Annotated in this window: 23 protein-coding genes and 1 pseudogene; 18 read left to right on the forward strand and 6 right to left on the reverse strand. The window is 44.5% G+C overall.

The window, feature by feature from the left end; all coding sequences use genetic code 11:
- Nucleotides 1–261: 261 nt before the first annotated feature.
- The 5 genes from ahpC to G344_RS0100345 all read left to right on the forward strand — a co-directional run bounded on the left by ahpC (nucleotide 262) and on the right by G344_RS0100345 (nucleotide 4,844).
- The gene (gene ahpC, locus G344_RS0100325; RefSeq protein ID WP_028254445.1) at nucleotides 262–825 is read left to right on the forward strand and encodes an alkyl hydroperoxide reductase subunit C; all 564 of its coding nucleotides are present in this window, start codon (nucleotides 262–264) and stop codon (nucleotides 823–825) included.
- Between the two features lie 274 nt (nucleotides 826–1,099).
- The gene (locus tag G344_RS0100330; protein WP_028254446.1) at nucleotides 1,100–1,435 is read left to right on the forward strand and encodes an ArsR/SmtB family transcription factor; all 336 of its coding nucleotides are present in this window, start codon (nucleotides 1,100–1,102) and stop codon (nucleotides 1,433–1,435) included.
- Between the two features lie 6 nt (nucleotides 1,436–1,441).
- Nucleotides 1,442–2,644 (forward strand): DNA polymerase IV, encoded by a 1,203-nt coding sequence (locus G344_RS0100335; RefSeq protein ID WP_028254447.1) that lies wholly within the window; start codon nucleotides 1,442–1,444, stop codon nucleotides 2,642–2,644.
- Nucleotides 2,622–3,926: an NPN-dependent 2-hydroxyacid racemase, LarAH10 family gene (gene larAH10 / locus G344_RS0100340; RefSeq protein ID WP_244869472.1), complete on the forward strand. Its 1,305-nt coding sequence runs from the start codon at nucleotides 2,622–2,624 to the stop codon at nucleotides 3,924–3,926. The genes G344_RS0100335 and larAH10 overlap by 23 nt, the downstream gene beginning before the upstream one ends.
- A gap of 36 nt (nucleotides 3,927–3,962) precedes the next feature.
- Entirely contained in the window at nucleotides 3,963–4,844 is an 882-nt protein-coding gene (locus G344_RS0100345; protein WP_028254449.1) for a hypothetical protein, read from the forward strand.
- A gap of 74 nt (nucleotides 4,845–4,918) precedes the next feature.
- Here the strand turns inward: G344_RS0100345 and G344_RS0100350 are convergent, their stop codons facing one another.
- Nucleotides 4,919–5,824, reverse strand: coding sequence for a LysR family transcriptional regulator (locus G344_RS0100350; RefSeq protein ID WP_028254450.1), 906 nt, complete (start codon nucleotides 5,822–5,824; stop codon nucleotides 4,919–4,921).
- Between the two features lie 202 nt (nucleotides 5,825–6,026).
- On the opposite strand from G344_RS0100350, the gene G344_RS0100355 reads away from it, so the two are divergent.
- The 3 genes from G344_RS0100355 to G344_RS0100365 all read left to right on the forward strand — a co-directional run bounded on the left by G344_RS0100355 (nucleotide 6,027) and on the right by G344_RS0100365 (nucleotide 8,759).
- Nucleotides 6,027–6,404: a CidA/LrgA family protein gene (locus tag G344_RS0100355; protein WP_028254451.1), complete on the forward strand. Its 378-nt coding sequence runs from the start codon at nucleotides 6,027–6,029 to the stop codon at nucleotides 6,402–6,404.
- Complete coding sequence (locus G344_RS0100360) at nucleotides 6,398–7,117, forward strand: LrgB family protein (RefSeq protein ID WP_051245601.1); 720 nt, start codon at nucleotides 6,398–6,400, stop codon at nucleotides 7,115–7,117. Before G344_RS0100355 ends, G344_RS0100360 begins: the two co-directional genes overlap by 7 nt.
- A gap of 232 nt (nucleotides 7,118–7,349) precedes the next feature.
- Entirely contained in the window at nucleotides 7,350–8,759 is a 1,410-nt protein-coding gene (locus G344_RS0100365; protein WP_038154593.1) for an alanine/glycine:cation symporter family protein, read from the forward strand.
- A gap of 113 nt (nucleotides 8,760–8,872) precedes the next feature.
- Here G344_RS0100365 and G344_RS10330 read toward each other — a convergent pair.
- Nucleotides 8,873–9,750, reverse strand: a pseudogene (locus tag G344_RS10330) (LysR family transcriptional regulator).
- Between the two features lie 166 nt (nucleotides 9,751–9,916).
- Between G344_RS10330 and G344_RS12185 the strand changes: the two are divergent.
- The 6 genes from G344_RS12185 to G344_RS0100395 all read left to right on the forward strand — a co-directional run bounded on the left by G344_RS12185 (nucleotide 9,917) and on the right by G344_RS0100395 (nucleotide 15,407).
- Nucleotides 9,917–10,042, forward strand: coding sequence for a hypothetical protein (locus G344_RS12185; protein WP_277352579.1), 126 nt, complete (start codon nucleotides 9,917–9,919; stop codon nucleotides 10,040–10,042).
- The gene (locus G344_RS10335) at nucleotides 10,039–11,319 is read left to right on the forward strand and encodes an alanine/glycine:cation symporter family protein (RefSeq protein WP_211219538.1); all 1,281 of its coding nucleotides are present in this window, start codon (nucleotides 10,039–10,041) and stop codon (nucleotides 11,317–11,319) included. The genes G344_RS12185 and G344_RS10335 overlap by 4 nt, the downstream gene beginning before the upstream one ends.
- A complete protein-coding gene (locus G344_RS0100380; protein ID WP_028254454.1) occupies nucleotides 11,312–12,235 on the forward strand; it encodes a carbon-nitrogen hydrolase family protein in 924 nt (307 codons plus the stop codon). Before G344_RS10335 ends, G344_RS0100380 begins: the two co-directional genes overlap by 8 nt.
- A gap of 103 nt (nucleotides 12,236–12,338) precedes the next feature.
- Nucleotides 12,339–13,895, forward strand: coding sequence for a ClC family H(+)/Cl(-) exchange transporter (locus G344_RS0100385; protein ID WP_051245607.1), 1,557 nt, complete (start codon nucleotides 12,339–12,341; stop codon nucleotides 13,893–13,895).
- A 294-nt stretch (nucleotides 13,896–14,189) separates the two neighbouring features.
- A complete protein-coding gene (locus G344_RS0100390; RefSeq protein WP_038154626.1) occupies nucleotides 14,190–14,987 on the forward strand; it encodes a sulfite exporter TauE/SafE family protein in 798 nt (265 codons plus the stop codon).
- Nucleotides 14,988–15,002: 15 nt separating this feature from the next.
- Nucleotides 15,003–15,407: a hypothetical protein gene (locus tag G344_RS0100395; RefSeq protein ID WP_028254457.1), complete on the forward strand. Its 405-nt coding sequence runs from the start codon at nucleotides 15,003–15,005 to the stop codon at nucleotides 15,405–15,407.
- A 176-nt stretch (nucleotides 15,408–15,583) separates the two neighbouring features.
- On the opposite strand, the gene G344_RS0100400 is transcribed toward G344_RS0100395, so the two are convergent.
- Both G344_RS0100400 and G344_RS0100405 read right to left on the reverse strand, forming a co-directional pair.
- Nucleotides 15,584–16,687: an NADH-dependent flavin oxidoreductase gene (locus G344_RS0100400; protein WP_028254458.1), complete on the reverse strand. Its 1,104-nt coding sequence runs from the start codon at nucleotides 16,685–16,687 to the stop codon at nucleotides 15,584–15,586.
- A gap of 236 nt (nucleotides 16,688–16,923) precedes the next feature.
- Nucleotides 16,924–18,360 (reverse strand): aminoacyl-histidine dipeptidase, encoded by a 1,437-nt coding sequence (locus G344_RS0100405; protein ID WP_028254459.1) that lies wholly within the window; start codon nucleotides 18,358–18,360, stop codon nucleotides 16,924–16,926.
- A gap of 291 nt (nucleotides 18,361–18,651) precedes the next feature.
- Here G344_RS0100405 and G344_RS0100410 point away from each other — a divergent pair, with 291 nt between their 5' ends.
- Complete coding sequence (locus tag G344_RS0100410; protein WP_028254460.1) at nucleotides 18,652–19,635, forward strand: asparaginase; 984 nt, start codon at nucleotides 18,652–18,654, stop codon at nucleotides 19,633–19,635.
- 83 nt (nucleotides 19,636–19,718) lie between these two features.
- On the opposite strand, the gene G344_RS0100415 is transcribed toward G344_RS0100410, so the two are convergent.
- Nucleotides 19,719–20,438: an adenosylcobinamide amidohydrolase gene (locus G344_RS0100415; RefSeq protein ID WP_028254461.1), complete on the reverse strand. Its 720-nt coding sequence runs from the start codon at nucleotides 20,436–20,438 to the stop codon at nucleotides 19,719–19,721.
- Between the two features lie 114 nt (nucleotides 20,439–20,552).
- Between G344_RS0100415 and G344_RS0100420 the strand changes: the two genes are divergently transcribed.
- From G344_RS0100420 to yfbR, 3 genes are all read left to right on the forward strand, one after another.
- Complete coding sequence (locus tag G344_RS0100420) at nucleotides 20,553–21,479, forward strand: mechanosensitive ion channel family protein (protein ID WP_028254462.1); 927 nt, start codon at nucleotides 20,553–20,555, stop codon at nucleotides 21,477–21,479.
- A gap of 96 nt (nucleotides 21,480–21,575) precedes the next feature.
- Complete coding sequence (locus G344_RS10340; RefSeq protein ID WP_083963023.1) at nucleotides 21,576–22,475, forward strand: D-alanyl-D-alanine carboxypeptidase family protein; 900 nt, start codon at nucleotides 21,576–21,578, stop codon at nucleotides 22,473–22,475.
- Entirely contained in the window at nucleotides 22,472–23,137 is a 666-nt protein-coding gene (yfbR, locus tag G344_RS0100430; protein ID WP_028254463.1) for a 5'-deoxynucleotidase, read from the forward strand. Before G344_RS10340 ends, yfbR begins: the two co-directional genes overlap by 4 nt.
- Before the next feature lie 43 nt (nucleotides 23,138–23,180).
- Here yfbR and G344_RS0100435 read toward each other — a convergent pair whose 3' ends face one another.
- Nucleotides 23,181–24,119: an epoxyqueuosine reductase gene (locus tag G344_RS0100435; protein WP_083963024.1), complete on the reverse strand. Its 939-nt coding sequence runs from the start codon at nucleotides 24,117–24,119 to the stop codon at nucleotides 23,181–23,183.
- Nucleotides 24,120–24,192: the final 73 nt, after the last annotated feature.

Raw genomic sequence — 24,192 nt, forward strand, 5'->3', positions numbered from 1 at the left:
CTTTGTTTATAAGGGATGGATTATGATGAAAATATAACTTATCATATAGATTTCATAAGTAACGAAATGATAGGAAAATCTTTTGTTTAGCTCGATTATGAAAAAATATATTGATTTTTTTCTGTAGTTAGGGTACTATATACATGTAATCAATAGTAATTATTGATTGTTATTTATTATCAATTATAGCGTATATAGATTATAAGTAAGCAGCAAAAGTTACAGTCGCTGTTTACGGTGTAATGAAAAGGAGATGAAAACATGGCAATTATCGGCAAAGAATTACCGGAATTTAGTGTACAGGGTTTCCGCAATCCTGATGTGGTTACCGTAACTAAGGCTGATGTTATCGGCAAATGGAGTGTGTTCGTATTCTACCCAGCTGACTTCACCTTTGTGTGTCCTACAGAACTGGAAGACTTGCAGTCCCATTATGAAGAATTGAAGGATATGGGCGTAGAAGTTTTCTCCGTATCCGTTGACTCCGAATTCGTTCACAAAGCATGGGCCGATGCATCCCCGAACATCGCCAAGATTCAGTATACTATGTTGGCCGATCAGAAACATGAATTGGCTGACTTCTTTGAAACCTTCTCCGAAGAAGAAGGTCGTGCGTACCGCGGTAGCTTTGTAGTCGATCCGGAAGGTCGTGTACAGACAGCGGAAATCCATAACATGGGTATCGGTCGCAGCGCCGACGAATTAGTGCGTAAAGTACAGGCAGCTCAGTTCGTAGCTAAGCATGGTGACCAGGTATGTCCGGCTAAGTGGAAACCGGGTAAGGATACCTTGAAACCGGGTCTTGATCTCGTAGGCAAACTATAATACAAACATAAAATAACGAATAGCGAACTTCTTAACAGTTAGATTGTATCCCTTTTCCTCAAAATAGCGGCGGTGTTCCTCGGAGCATCGCCGCTTGCCGTATGTGGATAGTTTTGTAGGTGGGGAATAGAATTTAAAAATGGTCCTGTCTATATTCCGTTATCGAGAGAATTCCTATATTGATTTATTTAAATTATTAGATTTATGGAAAATTTTATTATATAATAGCGTTACAGGTAAGTATCAGGTTAGTAGGAAGAAGGAGTTTGGATTTATGGAAGTGTCATATGAGCGGTTGGCTACAATTTTTAAAGCGCTAAGTGATGAAACAAGATTGCATATTATCGACATGCTCTCTTGTAATGAATTGTGTGCGTGTGATATCTTGGCAAGCTTTAATTTATCGCAGTCTACGTTGAGTTATCACATGAAGATTTTAATTGATGCCGGTGTGGTAAACTCACAGCGCAACGGATTATGGACGCGCTATTCCATCAATGAAGAAACCTTTGGTGAATTGGTGCGTATCATTCCCGAATTATATCAAACAAAGGATGAATGCATTTGCGCCCAGATTAAGTATTGTCGGTTAGAGGATAAACCGGAGTAATTACCGATGCGTCGTTGGATAATGCATGTTGATATGGATGCTTTCTATGCATCGGTAGAACAACGCGATCATCCCGAGTACAAAGGCCGCCCTGTTATTGTAGGCGGCCTTTCTTTACGTGGCGTAGTAGCAACGGCGTCTTATGAAGCACGGCGGTATGGCGTGCACTCGGCTATGAGTATGTCTAAGGCGCGTGAACTATGTCCGGAGGGAATTTTTTTGCGCCCTCGCTTTTATCATTATCGAGAGATTTCTGAGCAAATCCATCGAATCATGGAACGCTACTCGCCTTATATCGAACCCTTATCGTTGGATGAAGCTTTTCTGGATGTGACGGGGGCAGGCGCACAATTTGCCAGTCCTTATGCTATGGCCCGCCAATTTAAGGATGACGTATTGGCGGCAACGGGATTAGTAGTTTCCGTCGGGGTGGCACCTAATAAATTTTTGGCTAAGCTGGCTTCAGATATTAGAAAACCGGATGGCCTGGTTATCGTACCGCATGGCAAGGAGGCGGCTATGATAGCGCCTTTACCGGTGCGGCGGTTGTGGGGCGTAGGTAAACAGACGGCACAAGCACTGGAGAAAGCAGGTTTTCATACCATCGGTGATATAGCAGCGCTAAAGGACGAGCGTCCTTTACTTTCTATATGCGGTTCTATGGGACGACGTATGTATGAAATGGCACAAGGGATTGATCATCGGCCGGTGGAATATAACCGCGAGATACAATCCGTAGGTAATGAAGAAACGTATGAAACGGATTTAGTTGATGAAGCACGTATTGATTTAGAATGGCGTTATTTTGCGCATTATGTAGCAGAGCGCCTGCGCAGGAAACGATTGCGCGGGCATACAGTGGCTATCAAAGTGCGCTATGCAAATTTTTCTACCGTAACGCGACAAACGAGATTGGATCATGCCACGGATAGTGAGAATGTATTGTATCGTGTGAGTAGAATGTTGTATAATAGGCTCAACAACACTATGCCGGTACGGCTATTGGGGGTAACTGTAAGTGGCTTGGAAAAGGCGGTTGTTCAGCCATCTTTGTTCGAAGAAGATCGAGCGGAGGAGAAGCTGGCTACCACCCTCGATGAGCTGACAAAGAAGTACGGCACCGAGGTTGTCATGAAGGGCGCGTTGTGGCAACGCAGCGTTGCGTGTAGAAAGGATGGGAAGTTGGATGAGAGAGATGACACATTTTAAATTGAAGTATGGTAAAGGATATGTAGAATTTGATTTACCTAAGAAACGTGTACTTAACGTGGTGGAAGGTGCGCCGTACCCGGCCTTGGATGATTTGAATGCGGCCTTGATTGAGGCATTGGATCATCCGGTGGGAACTCCGGCATTAAAAGAAATCGTAAAACCCGGCGAATCGGTGTGTGTAGTTGTATCGGATATTACACGTGGGTGGATTCACTATGAACGCTTTTTGCCATATTTGTTAAATTACCTGAATGCGGCCGGTATTCCAGACAAGGATATTTTCTTGCTCATTGCCTACGGTGCGCACCGTTTGCAGACCGAAGCTGAGTCTCGTCTTGAATTCGGTGACGAAGTGGTGGATCGTGTACGCATCGAGCATAGCAGTGGTATCAATCCAGAGAGCAAGTTCCGTCATTTGGGAACGACGTCTCACGGTGTCCCCATCGAGATTAATGAACTTGCGCTAGATGCAGATCGCCTCATTCTTACGGGAGGAATTATTTATCATTTGATGGCCGGCTATGGTGCGGGACGCAAAGCTATTTTGCCGGGGATTTCTTCATACCAAGCGATTCAAAAAAATCATTGCTTATGCTTGCAGGACGAAGTCGGTGGCGGTACCAATCCGGAAATTGTAAGCGGCAACATTGCACATAACATTATGCACGACGATCAGATGGAGCATGGTGAAGCGGCTGATGCTGACTTTTTGGTAAACGTTATTTGCAATGCCGACGGCGAGCACTGCAAATTTGTTACCGGTCATTGGGCCAAGGCCTGGGAACAGGGGACGCAATTGGTAGATGAGATTTATGGTGTGGAGATCTCCGAGAAGGCAGATTGTGTTGTAGCTACCGCTGGTGGGTATCCGAAAGATATCAACCTCTATCAAGGGGTTAAGACGCAGGATAATGCAGTGAAGGCTTGCAAACCGGGCGGCGTAGTCATTTTAATGATGGAGCTAGATGATATCAGTGAACCGGCGGAGTTTATCGATTGGTTTGCTACACAGAACTTATATGACCGTGAAGTGAAATTGCGTGGTGGGTTTACTGTACCGGGCTTTATTTCTTTGCACCTTGGCGAAGATTTTCAAAAATGTAAGCATATTTTAGTGACTAAACCGGAAAATAAAGAAGTGTGCGATCGCGTAGGTATTGAAGTAGTGACCAGCATTGAAGAGGCATTGGCTAAGGCGGAAAAAATTATCGGCAATGATACCTTCACATATAATGTAATGCCTTTGGCCAGCAACACCATGCCTATCGTTAAGAAATAACATGGAACTTAGGTAACATAGATAGGAGAGGTATATATGCATAGTCGACAAGGAATTGTGGGGCCGTCGTTTATCACTTCGGTACGGCGTTCACTACAGAATAAATATAAAGAAGATATTCGTATTCGCAATTTAATAGAAGAATTGGGTGCGGAGAGAGGTCTGAAGCCGGATGAGGCGGAAGTGACCAAACAGGCGCATGATGAAGTGTCGGCACGATTGTACTATACGTCTCTCTTGGATGGCTTATGGCAGGAAATTTATGAAGTGCAGCAAACATTGCAAGGGTTACATGTGTATGACTCATTGGAACGCGAGTTCAGCGACGTAGACGCAGAGAATGAATTTGGCGACAGTATAGATAATGTCATGTTGGAAGATGTGGACATCAATGGACTGGGCGGCGCTGTTCAGGTGCGGGAAGATAGAGCAATGGCAGAGCGTCATGACGGGACGATGACATCGCGCGCTGCCGGAGATGTCATGCCACGTCATAATAAAAATGAAGTGGTGACACGTCAAGACGGCGATGTAGCAGTGCGTCCGGAAAGCGGTGATGTGGCTATGCGCAAGGAAGCGGCGGTGCCGATGACCAAACCGGTAGGGATGCCCGTGGAAAAGGAGAATAATTTACCGACTCCGCGGCAGAGTAGTGTACCGGTAAAAACGGGACTTCCCGTTATCGTCGGAGAAGATGCAACAACTATAGATGTAACGGCACTTATGGAATGCATGGATAGCAAGTCCTTAAAAAAATTAGGTAAGATTCTAAAAAAGGCCGGCAATAAGGCGAAGAAGGCTGAAAAGGCGGCGCATAAAGAAAAGAAGCATGGTAAAAAACATGGAGACCATGCAAAAGATAAGCCGTGCAAAGGATGTAAAACAAAATGCAATCCTTGTAAGAAAGATAAAAAATAAAGGCACGCTCTGCCCTACGGGACTATCAAGCGATGGCAATGATAGTCGGTGTAGAGTGGAGCGGCCTTTTCTTTTTATAGCGGTGATTGCTCGTTGGATACGTGCGTTTTAAAATAATTAACCCATAAGCGTGTGGCGGGGATGATCATAGAGCGTTCATCCCAAACCATACCCAGCACCCAATTGATACAAGGGGTAATAGGAATGATGCGGAAAGCATCTCCCGATAGACGACGGCAAATGGCTTGCGGTAAAATGGCCCCGCCGAGACCGCTCTTGACTAATTCGGTTACAAAATCCCAATTATTACTTTGCGCCACGATGTTGGGGCGTGCACCGATTTCTTGGAAGCGACCGAGGATGATGTCATATAATGAAAAGGACTGTTGGAAGAAGACCAACGGTTCTTTTTTTATTTCCTCCAAGGTGACGCTGGTGTAGTCGGCGAAGGGCGAGTCAGGTGTGACAACATAGCGTAAAGGCTGTTTGGTGAAAATATAGCTCTGTAAATCTGCATCGGCCATAGCCGGTACCGGTAGTGATACGAACCCGACTTGCAAGCGTCCTTCATGAATCAGTTCGGCAATATGATGGGAGCCATGCTCTGTAACCTGTAGTGAAATACGAGGATACGCTTTCATAAAATCACGAATCAGCGGTGATAAAAAGGAGGATCCCACCATGGGCGGAATACCTAAGCTTAGGTTACCTTCCTCCGTATCATAATCGCGACTCATTTGATGTTGCAAGGCTTCAAAGCGTTGTACCAGATTTTCTATTTGCGGTAATACGGCTTGCGCATCGGCGGTGAGTTCAATGCGATGGCCGCAGCGTTTGAAAAGCTTTGTATTCCATTCGTTTTCGAGAAGCCGTACCGCTTTTGAGAGAGAAGGTTGACTTACATGCAGTGCTTGAGCAGCTTTTGTAAAGCTTTTATGCTTGGCTACAGTGACAAAATAAGTAAGATGCGTAATATCCATAGTAAAACTCCTTCGATGATATTCTTTCTTTTATTATAGCCAAAAGGAATATGAGAGTATAGTAAATTTATATTTTTATTATTAAGACAAATGGAGTATCATAAGACAACGGAAAGAGTTGTTAACAAAGAGTAAAACAATATGCTTTGCCGAAGAAGGTTGCAAAGCAGTGGGATTAGGTAGTTAAGGAGCGTGAGGAGCGATGAAGCGCATCGCATTGATTGTGACACAGATTATTGGGCTGGCTATTATCGCCGGCATCGGCAATATGATTACCGAATTATTACATCTTCCCTTACCGGGGACGCTGGTAGGAATGATTTTATTATTTGTTTTATTACTGACCGGTGTGGTTAAGTTGGAATGGTTCGAACAAGGAGCGGCAGTGCTCATTGGTGAGTTGCTTTTATTTTTTATTCCCTCGGCCATCGGTATCATTCAGTATTCGCAGCTTTTCGGATCCACCGGAGCTATGCTGCTCGGTGTTATCGTCACTAGCATCATTACCTTGTTAGCATCGGTAACGGTTATTACATTAAGTATTATGAAATTGCGCAGAAAGGGGTATCGGTTATGGTAAACTACAATATATTCCAGCTTATCAGTATCCATATTATCGAATCCTTGGTGGGCACGTTGGTGCTGTACTATGCGTTTAAAAAGTTATATGAACGGTCCGGCAAGAAATTATATTTAACTCCTTTACTGGCAGTGCCGGTCGTTATTGGTTTGTTCTTGGTAACTATGCATATTCCCTATAGTACGTATCAAGAAGGCAGCCAATATATTTCTTTGATGTTACAGCCGGCGACGGTAGCCTTCGCTGTGCCTTTGTATAAATTCCGTGGCGTTGTTAAGGAATATGCCGTACCGCTTATCGTAGTTATCGGTATGGGATGTTGGGTAGCCTTTTTGGGGTCGATGGGATTGGCAGAAGCTATCGGACTCAGTCCGGAATTGGTGCATAGTATTGCACCGCGTTCCGTGACGACACCGTTAGCATTGGCTGCATCCGATACGTTGGGTGGGGACCCGACGATTACGGCTATCCTTGTTATTGCCACCGGCTTGTTGGGAATGATTATGACAACGATGCTGATCAAGCGTCGGCATATCCATAATCGTTTATTGAAAGGCATGTTATACGGCATTTCCGCACATGGTACGGGAACAGCTAAGGCGTATGAAGACGGTCCGAAGACAGGGGCCATTGCTTCGCTGTCGATGATCTTCATGGGTATTATGACCACCATCATAGCACCAATTGTATCGGCGTTGGCCGGAGTGCTCTAAGAAAAGCTTGTTGTAACAGTGGATGTAAGGGTAATTTGATACAGGTCACCGCAGGGTGATACCTCGCATCGACATTGTCTGTAGAAAACTGCAGACGGTGTCGGTGTTTCTTTCTATACTCTTATATGTTTATTATAAATGGAAAAATGATTTTTGTAGATAGACATACAGGCGGAGCTGTGGTAGAATGTGCCTAATAGGTAGGGTATTTAGAGAAAAAGAGGTGTTGCATATGCTAGAGAGCATAGTAAACGGAGTTAATGATGTGTTGTGGGGATATGTATTAATTTACGCCTTGGTAGGAGTAGGCGTATTTTTTACTATCTACTTGGGCTGTCCGCAGCTGATTCGATTCGGTCCGGCCGTGCGTCAGGTATTCGGTCGTTTATACAAGGAGCATCTGACGGATCGTGACGGTCACTCCATTTCGTCGTTTCAAGCGTTGGCAGTAGCTATTTCGGCGCAGGTAGGGACAGGTAATATTGCCGGTGTAGCTACGGCAATCATGGCCGGTGGTCCCGGTGCTATTTTCTGGATGTGGGTCAGTGCCTTGTTCGGGATGAGTACTATTTTTGCCGAAGCAATGCTGGCGCAGCAATATCGCAAAGAGGTGGCCGGTAAATTTATCGGTGGCCCGGCGTTTTATATTTCAAAGGGTCTTGCCGGTATTGTTGGACAAGGCACGGCACGGTTCATGGCAGGCTTCTTTGCAGTAGCAATTATTATTGCATTGGGATTTATCGGCAACATGGTGCAATCCAATTCAATGGCATCGGCCGTGCAGAATGCATTTGATATCAATCCGTTATACGTGGGCGTGATTATTGCTATATTGGCCGGATTGATTTTTATCGGTGGTATCAGTCGCATTGCTCGCGTTGCTCAGTTGGTTGTTCCTTTTATGGCATTCATCTATATTGTGTTGGCCATTATTATTTTAGTGACGTATCGATCGGAAATCGGACCGATGTTTGAACATATTATCGTAGGCGCTTTTAATCCGGAAGCCATCGGCGGTGGTGTACTGGGGGTTACCATGAAGGAAGCAATTCGCTTTGGTGTCGCCCGCGGTCTTTTCTCGAATGAAGCCGGTATGGGCTCCACACCGCATGCGCATGCTACCGCTTTAGTAGCACATCCGGTATTGCAAGGCTTTACGGCGTTCATCGGTGTGTTTGTAGATACGATGGTAATTTGTACGGCAACGGCATTAATTATTTTGTTGACCGGTGCCAATCAGTTAGGTCTTGATGGTCCGTTGGTAACGCAACAAGCTTTCCAAATTGCCTTTGGTGATGTGGGACCGAAGCTTATTGCTGTTTGTTTATTGTTCTTTGCGTTTACTACGGTCATCGGCTGGTATTATTTCGGTGAGTCCAATATCCGTTACCTCATTACATCGCCGAAAGGGGTGGCGGTATATCGCGTATTGGTATTGCTCTTTATCATCGTAGGTACGTTGGGAAAGGTAGATCTCGTGTGGAGTCTCAGTGACCTCTTCAACGGTATTATGGTAATCCCGAACTTGATTGCTCTTATTTTACTTCGCAAGGAAATAAAACATATTCTTCGTGACTATGATCGACGTCGCCAAGGCAAGGTGCCTGTGTACCATCATCCGAAGGTGGAAACGGAGAAATAAGAATATGTAAGTAGGATAGTTGGCAATAACATTTAAGATAGAATAAAAGAAGACGGTATGAGATGAATGCAATTACATTCATCTCATACCGTCTTTTATTTGTGTATAGCTTTTTATAAAGCGTCAATGAGGTAATTGATTAATAGGGTGGTAGCAGGTGATAACCAGTGGCCTTTTAAGGTGAGCACTTGAAGATCCATGACCATAGTATAATCAATGGGAACAATAGGGATAATTTTATGGGTAAGAAATGCATCGTTTAAGTCGAATTCCGGCAAAAGTGAGATACCCAAATTCTTTTCAACAGCTTGTATGACAGCTTGTGTGGAACCAACCTCTAAGCGAGGAACTATATATTGTTTTTTGCTCTGCAAGACTTCTTCAAGTTTTCGTCTGTAATTAAATCCTTTTCTGTGAGTATCCAAGGATATTTAGATAAATCTAATAATTTAATAGGTTGTGCTGGTAGGTATAATTGATCCGAAGCAAAAAATATAATTGGAGTCTTTTTAGTGTAAAGAGGGATAATTGAGGAATGAATTATAGCATCGTCTAGAATAATAGCGAAGTCTAAATCTCCTTGAAGGAGGAGTTTCTTGATTTCACCTACAGTATTAATAATTAGAGTAATATTAATCTTGGGATTATCATGTAAAAATGAATAGATAGTGTTCATGAAGGGAGAGGCAGCAATAGATTCAAGGAGGCCCAATCGTACAGGTCCAATAGGACGGCTTTCAGAATTGAATCGATGGTATACATCGGTTGTTAAAGAACGATAGTTGTAAGCATACTGTAGAAAAAGACGTCCTGCATTAGATAGTGACACCTTTTTACCAGTGCGCGTGAAGAGCTCTACACCTAATTCTTTTTCGAGTGCTTTTATCTGAGAAGTTACGGTTGATTGTGCGTAGTTTAGTCGAGGCGCGGCTTTACTAAAGCTCCCGGATTCAGCAGTATGTATGAAAGTTTCTATGGTACGAGAATCCATAATATCACCTTCTTATAGAAATAATCGATATGGAATATGTTGTATCTTCGTTTTATGAATAACTAATAATATGATATCATGTTTTTAACAAATGTACATATGTTTATTAGATGTAGTGGCGCTATTACGGGATAATCTATAGAAAACTTCGATAGGAGGTTATATTATGGATTTTGTTGTCGCATTGAATTCAATATTTTGGGGATGGTTGATAGCCGGTATTCTTTTACTATGTGGGTTGTTTTATACAATTATTTTAAAAGCACCACAAGTACGATATTTTTTTCTTTGATTCCTAATTTATGGAAAGCCAGCAGAGATAATAGCGGTGTGTCGGCCTTTGGCGCATTATGTGCTGCTGTAGGTTCTGAAGTTGGTGCAGGTAGTTTGGTAGGAGTATCGACAGCGCTCGTATCCGGAGGCCCAGGGGCAATTTTTTGGATGTGGGTGACGGCTATCTTGGGTATGCCTATTATGTTTGGGGAGGCAGTACTCGGACAACTATTCCGTGTTTCTAATGGTGATGGAACCTATCGCGGTGGTCCGGTATATTATATGTCTAAGGGTATGAACAATAAAGTACTGCCTACTCTGTTTGCCATATCGCTTATTTTAGGCAATGGTGGCATTTGGTGTATGATTCAAAGTAACTCGATTGCTAGTGCTTTTAGTAACACCGCATTTTTGCCGTCATGGTGTATAGGTATAGTGCTTGTTATTCTGGTTGGGCTTGTAATTTTTGGCGGTATAAAGCGGTTATCGTCGGTAGCATCCTATATTGTTCCATTTATGGCTGTTACCTATATTGCTTTATCGTTAGTTGTTATGATGTTAAATTATGAGAAAATACCATATATGTTTTCGGTAATAGTAGAATCGGCCTTCGGTACTCAACAGGTAGCCGGTGGACTCTTTGGTTATTCTATGCAAGAAGCATTTCGTTATGGTGTAGCACGCGGTTTATTTAGTAATGATGCTGGCGCAGGAACAACTCCGTCTATGCATGCGGCAGCTAATGTAAAACATCCAGTTAATCAAGGATTGTCTGGTATGCTAGGGGTATTTATGACTACAATAGTAGTTTGCAGTAGTACGGCTTTTTGTATTTTGTTATCCGTTGACTTGAATAGCGGTGCAGTAGGGATTACTTTGACACAACAAGCGTTTTCTGGAACCTTCGGTAGTTGGGGCGACTGGATTGTAGCTGGTGCTATGTTGCTATTTGGTTATACGACACTGCTTTCAAATATTTATTATGGTGAGATAAATATTGGCTGGTTATGTTCTAATCGACAAAATATTATTCACGGTTATCGGGTATTCGCATGTATATTAGTATTTTTAGGAGCTATAGTGCCTGTTGTATCGTTATGGGAAGTGGCAGATTTATGCGGTGCTTTCATGGTACTTTTTAATGTGATAGCGTTGTTCGTGTTAGCAAAATATGTAAAATTTGCTCTTGTTGATTACAAAAAACAGATGGTTAAAGGAATGGTTCCATTATGGGATTATGATGAGGATATAGTAGATCTTTACAAGAAAAAGAAAGGTGTTGAGAAACATGCGTGATTTAAAAGAAACGTGCAAAATAGCTGTCGTACAAGCGGAGCCTGTTATGTTTGATAAGAAAAAAGGTCTTGAAAAAGTACTGGGGATAATAGAAGAAGCAGCTTCTCATGGAGTGGAGTTCATTGTATTTCCAGAGTTGTTTATACCTGGATATCCTTTTGGTATGACATTTGGTTTTACGGTTGGGAGTAGAGCAGAAAGTGGACGTCAGGATTGGAAGCTATATTATGACCAGTCACTGATTGTTCCGGGAGAAGAAACGAAGAAAATAGGAGAGTATGCTCGTAAGTACAATATATATATTAGTATAGGGGTATCAGAAAGAGACGGCCTTACAGGGACACTTTATAATACGAATCTATTATTCAAGGCAGATGGGACCTTAGACTCTGTGCATAGAAAATTAAAGCCAACCGGCACTGAGCGCGTTGTCTGGGGGGATGCGGATCGTGGTTATTTTCCTACTATGGATACTCCATGGGGTCCGGTAGGGAGTCTGATTTGTTGGGAAAGCTATATGCCGTTAGCTCGAATGGCATTGTATGAAAAGGGAATTACATTATATATTTCACCAAATACCAATGATAATCCAGAATGGCAATCCACGATACAACATATAGCATTGGAAGGAAAGGTATACTTTATAAATAGTGATATGATTATTCGGCGCTCTTCATATCCTGGGGAATTGTTAGAGCAGGACCGTATAGGCGCTTTGAATGAAATAGTTTGCCGGGGGGGATCGTGTATTGTGGATCCTTATGGACACTATGTGATAGAGCCAGTATGGGACAAAGAAGAAATTTTGTATGCGGAGTTAGACTTGCAAGAAATTCCGCGTAGCAAAATGGAGTTTGATGTATGTGGGCATTATGCTCGACCGGATGTGTTCAGTTTTAAGGTGGTAGATAAATAGTTCAGCGCTTTATTTTGAGATTACTGAAGAGATTATGGGGGAAATTATAGCTGGTGCCATATTCGTAAATAGGCTACAATAGAAGCCAAAGGAGTGGTATCGGATGCAGTTTAAAATCAGAAATTTTTTTCGTAGTCATCATACGAATGACTTATACAATAATATGGACATTTATACCATCATTCAGTTGGTAATTAAGGGTGCCTTGGTGGGAATGGCCGCCGGTTTTTTCGGAGCTACCTTTCGCTATTTTATTCATTACGGTGAGGAAGTACGCCGTGTGTACATGATGAATACGGATTGGCTCAGTATAAGCTGTTGGGTAGTGCTCATGATTATCTTAGGTTGGATTTGTGCGAAGCTACTACGCTGGGCACCGCTGTCCGGCGGGTCCGGGATTCCTCAAATCGAAGGTGAAATGATGGGTATCTTTGATATGAATCCATATCGTACGCTAGTGTCCAAGTATTTAGGCGGAATCTTTAATGGCCTGTGCGGATTTTCTGTCGGTCGTGAAGGTCCGTCGGTGCAACTGGGTGGTTCGGTAGGAAAAATTTTAGCCTATTGGTTTAAAAGTCCTCTTCGCGAGGAACGAATCCTCACTTCGGCAGGGGCAGCCGCCGGTTTAACGGCGGCTTTCAGTGCTCCGGTATCGGGAGCTATCTTTGTTTTTGAGGAGGTGCATAAAAGTTTTTATCCCATGTTGGTAATTCCTACCTTTACAGCGGCGCTGATGTCTAATTTCGTTACCAGTACTATTTTTGGTCTGCAACCATCGTTAGGCTTTACGGTTATGACGGGACTTCCCTTGTCGTCCTTTTCCTATTTATTACTTCTCGGTGTGGTGATGGGACTTATCGGGGTGGCGTTTAACCGCACAATTTTGTGGGGGAAAAAATTATTCGGCCGTTGGTCAGCCAGCGGTACGGTGAAAATTATAACTACCTTCTTGGTGGTGACCATGATTGGTTATGATTCACAACTGCTTCTCGGAGGCGGCAATGATTTGGTAGGACAGCTATCGGCAGAGCATTTGGGATTGTGGCTGCTGGTAGGCATTGTGGTAGGTAAGATTTTGCTGACTGCGTTGTGCTATGGCAGTGGTGCACAAGGCGGGATTTTTTTACCGATGCTTGTTATCGGTGCAGCGGCTGGAGCCTTGGTACAAGCTGTTTTGGTTACGGCAGGATTGATGGATCAAGCCTATTTGGGAAATTTTGTCATCTGCGCCATGGGAGGCATGTTGGCTGCGGCTATGCGTACACCATTACTATCGATTCTGTTAGTGTTGGAGATGACGAACAGCTTTCATAGTATATATTCCGTCGGTACGGTAGCTATCGTAGCATACTTGACCGCCGAATTATGCAAGGAAGCACCGATTTATGATTCCTTATTGGAAATGATGGCCGGTCCGGCAGAAAAAACAGATGCAGTGCAAACTTTTTTTGAAACGAAAATTCCTGTTGTCAGCGGCATTACAGGTAAAGAGCTACGTACTTTGAATATGCCGGAAGGAACAATCATCGTCAGCATTGCCCGGCGCGGCATGCACTTGGTACCGTTAGGTGATACTAAGCTGGAGGCCGGTGATGAGTTGTATATTTCATGTCGTCGCGGTAGGCTGGAGGAGGCGAAAAAATATTTCACGCAATCGTAGTCGATATACTCGAGCAGCTTTCCTCGATTTTTATGTATACGGCATGTTTTATTAGACTGTAGCGTATAGTAGTGAAGGTATCATCATAGAGTTGTGTATCTCAAATCGTTACAGCCTCTTGTTTTGCAGACATGCCTTGTTGCATTCCGTAAAAGTATTCAATAAAGAAAAGATAAGATATTATAGCAAGTGATTTATGGTATAATCAAAATACAATTTAATAACCATATACAGCTGATAACAAGTGTGCGAGTGATTGAGTGAAAAGGAGGATTGTATATGGATGCTGCAGTAATGGGGCTTGGTGTATCGCCGATAGAAATTATCGAGTTAATTGCATTAGGCGTAGTAGTGGCTGCGTTAGGCACGTTAATCGGTGCCGGCGGCGGAATTATTTTTGTACCGGTGTTCTTATATATGTTTCCGGATTGGTCACCGGCGATGGTAGTCGGTACATCCCTATTGGCGGTTATGTGTAATGCCATATCCGGTTCGTGGGCATATGTACGACAAAAGAAGGTATTATATAGCGCTGCTATTATTTTCAGTATTGCTACCTTCCCTGGATCGTACATCGGTGCACAGGCATCGGGAAGTTTTAATGAAATGACGTTCCGATTCTGGTTCGGGCTATTCCTTTTGTGTATGTCGGTACTTATCGGGTATAAGAATTGGAAGAAGGGCGAACGCAAGGAGGAAAAGCTGACTCGTGAAGAGTTGACCTATAACAAACCCTTGGGGATAGGTATCAGTGCTATTGTAGGTTTTATCTCCAGTATCTTCGGTATCGGCGGTGGATTGATTCACGTGCCGGCGCTTATTTATTTAATGGGATTCCCTACGCATATGGCAACGGCGACGAGTCATTTTATTTTGGCAGTATCGACTATGGTGGGGGTAGCATCTCATTTTATATTTGGTCATATCCAGTTTGCCGTAGGGATTCCTTGCAGTATCGGTGCCATTTTCGGAGCCCAGTTGGGTGCGCAGATTTCTAAGCGCATGAAGGCAACCTCCATTTTAATGGTACTGTCCATTGGGGTCGGTGCATTGGCATTGCGCCTGATTTATACATCCCACATGTTTTTTTAAGGAGCGAATTTGGTAATGAAGCAAAAGAAACAACGCAAGCAAGCTATACCGGTAGTAAAGGATACAGTAGGTGTAGCGGTGCGCGTCGTATTACAAATTTTGTATGTCGTTTTGGCGTACCTGTTTTATATGGACTATGGGGTGACTCTATTGGCCGGATTGGCACTGTTGGCGGTGATCATCGGCGGGGGCTATTGGGTACTGCGGAAACAGGCATTGGCGACTAATCGCCATATGGCTGATACATGTCGTTTTATTGTAGCGTATGTAACAACCCTGCTGGCGGTGTTCTTTTATTCATTGGCCATGTATCGCTCTGATCAGTTGAATGATATTTCAAAAGCGATTATTATAGTCGCATCGTTGTTCGTATTTTATTGTATTCGGACAGCGACTAAAGGAATGTTTATAAAAAAATAATTTAACATAGTAAATAGGCTATCATCACTTTTGGGGAGCCGGTTTTGCGAAGGCACCCTTAAATAGTGATGATAGCCTATTTTTCTATGCGATATTTTCTTGGGTATGGAGCGGAGATACAAAAGGCCTGCAGCATAGTACTGAAGGACTTCTATTATTCTATGGGATGTGTGTATTTACAAAATGCGTTCCGGTGCACGACTGGAGAGAATTTTATAGGCTAAAGGGGAGACCTTTAAAATTTCACAATCCTCCGGCGCAAGCTTAGTGCGAATGGCTGCATCGTGGTTGTTTAATAATTTAGCAGCCCAGTTTGGATCGATTAAGGCAGAGCCGCCTACGGCCGCCATATCAGAGTTCGTTAAGGCTTCTTCCACATCGCTGCGAGTTTGAATGTTACCAACGGAAATAATCGGTAAGCGACCGTTCACGGTTTCGTTGATGTAGGCAAGGATGGATTTATCCGTATACCCCTGTTCGGTAGCTACACTGCCAATATGACTTTGGGAAATGTGCAGATAATCCAACTGCAAGGAAGCAAGTTTATCTACCAGATATAAGGTGTCCTTCAGTGTAATCCCCGGTGTCCATTGTTCGCGCGGCGATAAACGATAGCCAACAATAAAATCCTTACGACCGGCTTCGCGGGCAGCACAGAGTACAGCTTCTACTACGGCCAAGGGGAACGCAGCACGTTTTTCTAAGGAGCCGCCCCAACGATCGGTACGCGTATTGGAATGGGGAGAGAAGAATTGATGAATTAAATAGTTGTTTGCACCATGAATTTCTACACCGTCAAAGCCGGCTTTGATGGCACGGATTGTGGCGGCCTTAAAGTTTTTAATTACATCCGTAATTTCTTCTTCGGTTAGCGGACGAGGCGTGCGATACCCTTTGAGAGGGGCAGCTACATCACCGGCCGATACGAGATCATGACCGAAGATAGCATCAGCCTCTGCCATACGACCGGCATGGAAAATTTGCATAATAGCTTTAGTGCCGTTCCGTTTCATAGCGGCAGCCATTTTTGATAAGCCGGGAATGAATGAGTCGTCGTAAATTGCTTCTTCACCGAGCCAACCGCGACCGTTAGGTTGAATGTAGGAGCATCCGGCAATGTACATACCGACAGCACCGGTGCGGGATGCATAGTAGTCAACTTCTTGCGGTGTTACATAACCGTTAGCATCGCTTAGACATACGGTGAGCGGTGCTATAACCAAACGGTTTTTAAGCGTAGCCCCATTGGGTAACGTTACAGTATCTGTTAATGTATGCATAGTATCACCTCGTAATTTAGGTAGGAAAAAATTATTTGAAATGTATACTGTCAAAATGAAAGCAATATGCATTGCTATGGGGAATTACTGGAATCTGATAGCATACATATAAATTGTTTACAATGATATTCTAACATGGATGAAAGCATAAGAAAAGAAGGGGGTATGGGTATATACTCCCTTCTTTTTGTGGTTATGTTTTTGGCTATACGGTTATATCGTGTAGCAGTGATTACTTATTGTAGTTCTTTTAAAAGAGCAACGAGGTACGTGAACATGCGTTCCACGGAAGGAACACTGACACGTTCCTGCGGTGTATGGGCATGCGTGATAGTAGGCCCAAAGCTAATCATCTGCGTATTTGGTAACGCAGCGCTTAAAAGTCCGCATTCCAAGCCGGCATGGATAGCGGTTACGGTCGGTTCATGCCCGGTCACTTGTTTGTATACGGCGATGGCTTGTTCTTCCAGCTTGCTGCCACGAGAATATTCCCAAGCCGGATAGCCGCCTGCTACCGTTGCCTTGGCACCGAGACTCTGGGCTAAGAGCGTAATTTTGCCGGTTAAGTATGTAAGAGCGTGTTCGGATAAGCTGCGGATGGAAATGAGAACAGATAGTGTAGCGCCGTTATCTTTGACAATGGCCAGATTATTACTGGTTTCTACAAGATTATCCAACGAGTGGCTCATGCCGAATACACCATTCGGAGCAAGATAGAGGAAGAAAATAAGTTTTTGTGCTGTTTCGATGGTATATACCTCAGCCGGTACGTCCGTAGGTTCGATGCGTATGGAAATATCCGGATCCTGCGGTGTAAATTCCTGACGGAACTGAGCGGCAGCTTCGGTGAGTGCTTCGGTTACGGCCGGGACGTCAGCGGATTTAAGAACGATTTGCGCATGGGAATTGCGCGGAATAGCATTGTGTTTTGTACCGCCTTCAAAGAAGGCAAGCTGGAAGTCAAACTGTTGGCGAAGATCTAAGAGTAAACGTGCCAACACCTGATTGCCATTGGCGCGTTCTTTGTGGATTTCAATACCGGAATGACCGCCGAGTAATCCTTCCATATAAAGGTTTAAAGCCGCATCATAAGAAGACGGGCAGGCTTCGCGTTCAGCCGGTACGTCTACTTCTACGCGGCAACCGCCGGCACAGCTGACGATGAATTCACCTTCCACTTCGGTGTCGATATTTAAAAGATATTGACCGTGAAGGTTTTCTCCTTTTACGGCCAATGCACCATCCATGCCGGTTTCTTCGGCAGTGGTGAACAAGCATTCCAGGGGACCATGCTGAATTGTATCGGAATCGAGGACCGCAAGTGACATGGCTACGGCAATGCCGTTATCTGCACCTAAGGTAGTGCCGTTAGCATGGAGCCATTCACCGTCCATGATATGTTCGATAGGATCCTTAGTAAAATCATGGGTGGAGTCAGCCGCTTTTTCGCAGACCATATCCATGTGGCCTTGCAGAATGACAGCCGGTCGATCTTCATAGCCGGCTGTAGCCGGTTTGCGAATAATAACATTGTTGGCTTCGTCTTGTAGTACATCCAGATTGCGATCCTTGGCAAATTGTACAAGCCAATCGCTGACAGCTTTTTCGTTGCCGGACCCACGCGGAATTTGGTTCATTGCTTTAAAATATTCTATTACCTTGTTTGCGTCCATAGTAATTACTCCTTTTTGTGATGTGTAGTGTGAACGTAGTCTATATATGCCATGGCATATCACGTAGATAGCACCTGCATCTCGGCCATATATGACTAACGCCTTAATAGATACATCTTCACTATACCACATTACGAGCTTTTTGTGACATTAATTTTCAGTATACAACGAGAGGTTGATACCTGTTATAATAGAAAATAATACTGAGGCTACATATACTCGTATGATTGTACACCGTATAAGTAGGTGCTTCGTTATATGGTGACATAGCCAGAAAGGTAGGGAGAGGGCATGACTTATGATAAAAAAGTAATTATTATCGGTACCGGCGGAACGATTGCCGGCCGTAGCGGAGCGGCTGAGGATTTGACGGGGTATCATGCCGGCGAATTGTCGGTGGAGTCCTTGTTGTCATCAGTGCCGGGCTTGATGCAGTACGGACCGTTCGAGTGTGAACAGTTTTCCAATATAGATAGCTCGGACGTTACGGTAGAACATTGGGTGCGACTGGCGGCAACGGTGCAGCGTTATGTCGATGATGATACGGTGGCAGGTATTGTGATTACACATGGTACGGACAGTATGGAGGAAACAGCATATTTTCTTCATTTGACGGTGGACACGGATAAACCTGTGGTACTGACGGGATCCATGCGACCGGCTACGGCCATCAGTGCCGATGGGCCGCTGAATTTATTGATGGCAGTACAAACGGTACGGTCCGAGGCTTCCCGGGGAAAGGGAATTATCGTAGCATTAAACGGATACCTGGATTGTGCTCGCGAAGTGGCAAAGCTGCACACTACGGATGTGGCTACCTTCGGCAACGATTATTTTGGGCATATGGGACTGGTACAGGATGGCATTCCTTTTTACTACTATGAGCCGCTGCGTCGACACACGAAATATAGCGAGTTTGCACGCCTGGGCGAACAGACATTGCCGCAGGTTGAAATTCTGTATTTGTATGGCGGCATTAAAGAGAATTTTGTAGCAGCGGCTCTTAGCCAGCGTTTAGACGGCTTAGTAGTGGCCGGTCTTGGCCACGGGATTATACCGCAGCGCATACAATCGCAGTTATCATCGCTTACTATTCCGATTGTGCGTGCATCCAAAACAGGGCATGGCATGGTATCGCCTATGAAAAACGATAGCCTACACGGTATGGTGGCAGCAGATACATTGACGCCGGTGAAGGCGCGTATTCTCCTCATGTTGGGACTTACGAAAACGCGACATGTCGATGAATTGCAATCTATGTTTGGTACGTATTAACAATAGTGAAAGGGAGGCAACCCGTGTCGAAATCATGTCATTCATAAGACTTGATTTTCATATACGGGATACCTCCCTTTTTGCTATTTTAAATTTTCCACGCAACGAGCCAAGGCAAGGCGGACGGCTTTGGCTAATGTATCTCCGAAAAGGGAGAAGGTGCCGGCATCGGTAAGAATTTCACCGCCGGTATCAATGGTGAGTATTACGCCGTCCGTAGCGGTACCCGTAGCTATGTTGTGAGTGACTACGCTCGTTTTACCGGCATCGGCTACGGCGGCTGCTTTAGCTTCCGTTACCGTGATGAGCGCGCGTACCATGGCACCATCGGTTAAAGCTTTGTTGGTAAAAATCAGCAAATTGATAGTACCCGGACTATGAAAGGAACCATCGGCTTCTTCGTAAAGATAGCCGTCGCCGGCGCGATGAGCGGTAGCTTCAAAGCCGGCAGTAGCAATTACTTCTACAATAACCGAGCCTTGCTCCACTTTGGCATACGCATGTTTTTCCATAGAAGCACTTGTTAAGAGACCGGAACAGAAATTGACGGGCAAGTCGACTTGCTCAAATTCTGCGGCTAAGTAGTTAGCCGCAGAGCCACCGGGTAATTCCTTTTCTGTTTCTACAAAGAAGGCCAATTGCTGATTGCGTACGGCCATGACGTGGTGCAGGCCACCGTGTAAAGGACCGGTACAGATAGCGTAGTGAATCGTATCAAAGTCTACCGTAATAGAATTTATTGTGGTTGTTACACGACCTCCGGTGATAAGCTCGGCAGGAGCCGTGTAGGGATTTGTTTGCATTGTTAATACCTCGCGTCATTGTATAAATGATGTATAATAGTAGATATTGTATTACTTTTATCTTACTCGTTTTTATATAGTTTGTCATTAGGGTATCGCGGAAAGGAGACGTTTATGTTATTAGCCAGCGCGTCAGCGACGACGGTTGCCGACAATGTAAAGGAACAGGTTCATCAAGGGGTAAATTACATCGACAAATTACAGGATTTTGCGTTGGCGCATGGTCCTTCGCTGGTGATGGGGATTGTGGTGTTCATCATCGGACGATATATTGCCGGGGTCATTAAGAATATTGCTGATCGTATGATGGTCAAGGCTAACTATGACCATACGGTTATTTCCTTTGTGGGACAAATTATTTACTATAGTATTCTGATTATTGTACTGATGACGGCATTAGGTGTGGCAGGCTTCCCGACAAATTCCTTCTTGGCTGCCTTTGGTGCGTTAGGTTTAGCTGTAGGCTTGGCTTTACAAAATAATCTATCAAATTTTGCATCCGGTTTACTCATTCTGATTTTTAAACCATTCAAAGCCGGTGATTGGATTACGATTAATGATGTATCCGGTACGGTAACGAGCATTCAATTTATGAGTACCACTATTGTTACTAAAGAGTCGCGGACTATTTTTATTCCGAACTCCATGTTGACTACATCGCAAGTGACGAACAGTACTTACGGAGACACCCGCTATATTCCTTTTGTTTTTGATATTGCGTATGAAAACGACCATCATCAGGCAATTGCGGTATTGCGTGAACTTTTCCAAGCAGATAAACGCATTTTAAATGCAGAGCATATGGAAATCGGCATTAAAGAATTTGGGGATAATTCCGTACGCATTGCGGCATTTCCGCTTATTAAAAATGAAAATTATTTGGCCGTCTTTTACGATACCATGTCTGCCGTAAAGGATGCTTTCGATGCACATGACATTAGCATTCCGTACCCACAGCGGACAGTGCATATTGCAGATTATCCGAAGGCCGGTATCGATGAATCGGTGTCTCCGTTGCAAACGCCGTCAAGCAAAAACTAGTGGTAAGTAATAACCAAGTGATATGGTATTGTGGTCGAAAATAAACAGTACGGAGAAACGAAGGCTTCCATAAAAGAAAAGAGAGGATGAAGGAGTATGTGGAAACAAACAATAGTCACAGGCTTAGTGGTAGCAAGTCTGTGCGGCACGGCGCTGTCGGGAACAGTATATGCCGCTGACGGTCCTATCGATTTGCGTGCTCGTATTCAAACCGAGACGGGAACAGCAACGCCATCGCCGACATTGCCGGTGCCGACAGTGCATGCGGAAGCATCGGTGTTGATCGAGGCTGAATCCGGGCGCATCTTATATGAACACAATGCAGATAAATGGATGCATCCGGCCAGTACGACAAAGATGGTTACGCTCCTAACGGCGTTAAAGCTACGAGGTACACGGATGGATGAAATGGCGACCATTACACCGTACGCCACCTCCATGGAGCCTTCGGTGTTAGGCGTGCGCGTAGGTGATGAATTGCCCTTACAGGCTGTAGCGGAAGGTATGATGGTAGCCAGTGGTAATGATGCGGCTGTAGTAGTGGCGGAAAATGTAAGCGGTTCCGTAGAGGCCTTTGCGGAAGAAATGAATAAAGTAGCTGCCGAAGCCGGAGCAATACACAGTCATTTCTTAAATCCTCATGGATTAACACAGGTAGGGCATCATACGACGGCGCGGGACTTAGCTCGTATTGCTGCCTATGGAATGCGAATTCCTATGTTCCGCGATTATGTGGCCAATGACTATTACAAGATACCTTATCAAAACCGTGCGCCGGAAACGGTGCGTACTACAAATCTGTTTATCCGCAATAAATATCCCGGTGCCAATGGATTAAAGACAGGGTATACGGAAGCCGCCGGAGATTGTTTGGTGGCTTCGGCTACCCGTAACGGTCATACAATGATTGCCGTTCTTCTCAATGATGACTACCGGTGGAGTGATGCACCGGCCCTTTTGGATTACGGTTTTGCTACCGTGGGAGGAGAGAAATGAAAGAGCACTCCTTTTTTGCCTTATTACATCGCATGCGGTATATCCGTCGGTGGGGGCTGATGCGTAACACGGAAGAAGAAAATATTTTGGAACATAGCTTGGAAACAGCGTTCATCGCACATAATCTGGCGTTGCTTCACAATGAATGGTTGCGTAATTTACCTGCAGATTGTAAGACCGAAACCTCGACAGAGGACAACGAGATCGGCGAAAAAATAGCTGCGACGAATCTTGTACCGGTGGATGCTAACCGCTTGGCGGTGCTGGCCATGTACCATGAAGTAAGTGAAATTTTTACCGGTGACATGCCGACACCTATAAAATATTTTGATCCTCAGCTGCGTAGCTTATACGGTGATATTGAGCGACGAGCAAGAAATTTACTCGTCGGTACGTTGCCGGTATCGCTGCGCGACGAATATCGACAGGTTATCGACGAACCGGTAGAAGAGAGTTACCGGCGATTGTTAAAGGCTGCGGATACTCTGGCCGCTTTTATGAAGTGCATCATCGAACGTCGTGCGGGAAACGATGAATTTGATGATGCATATAATTCGATTTACAATAAACTGATGGCAATGGAACTACCGGCAGTACATCGCTTTATGGAACTCTACTTACCGGCTATGGGATGCTCTTTGGATGAGTTGAAGAATGACTGACTAAAATAAAAAGGAAAGAATGGATTCGTAGTAGGGCATACGATTAGGTGTCCAGTATTTCCTGATTTCGCAGTAGCACTTTTTTCCCGCGCCAAGCAAAAGCGCGATGACCGAAGGCATTTTTAAACTCTCGATTGCTGAGAGGGGCCACTTCGGATACATCAAGACGAGCCTGTATTCGGCGGAATTCGGGAATCGGTGTTTCCGGAATTCCGCGATTGTGCGGGCATACCTCTTGACATACATCACAACCCCAAATTAACGGCGTCTTGCGGATGATACTTTTTTCATCGTCCGTAAGGTCGCCTTTTTTTTGTGTTACATAACTTTTGCAGGTATGAAAGTGGAAGTCTTTATCGCCTAAGGACTGTCCCGGGCAGTGACGTATACAAGCATTGCAGCCGAGGCAGCTTCGGGTCATGGGAGTAGCCGGCTCTAAGGGGAGCGTGGTAAGGATGGAGCCGATGTTGGTATAGGTACCCCAAGTAGGATTGATTAAGGCGCGGTTCTTGCCATAAAAACCAAGTCCGGCCAAGTAGGCCATATAGCGATCGGCTAATGGCGAAGTATCACAGTGAATTTCAAATTCTGCTTCCGGTGCTATTAGGCGCAGTTGGTCAATAAGGCGAGACAGATAGTCGGTTACGACCAGGTGATAATCATCAGCCCAAGCATAACGGGCAATGTTGGATGTTGTTTTTGCGGGCGTGTTCATGTAATAAGGAAAGAGGCAGACGATAGCACTGCGCGGTGTTACCAGGTGCGTTCCGCCTTGCAAGCGTTCTTCGAGGGTACCGGCCGTGAAGGGACAAGGTTCATTCGTGAAGAGATGTTCTTTGGCGTCGGCCGGTAAGGGCCATGGTGCAATACCAACGGTAGGAATGCCGAGACGGTGACAAAGAGTTTCAATCGTAGAAACTGTTACGGAAGTGGAGTCTGGGGATGCAAGGGGGTTAGCGAGTGAAGTTATTTTGTTTGTCATAGGATCACCTACTTTCTGCTAATTATCGTGAATTAAATATTGAAATAGCTATGGAGTATGGGGCTTATTATAG

This window comes from Veillonella magna DSM 19857, from assembly GCF_000428745.1.
GTDB classification, from domain to species: Bacteria; Bacillota; Negativicutes; order Veillonellales; family Veillonellaceae; genus Veillonella_A; species Veillonella_A magna.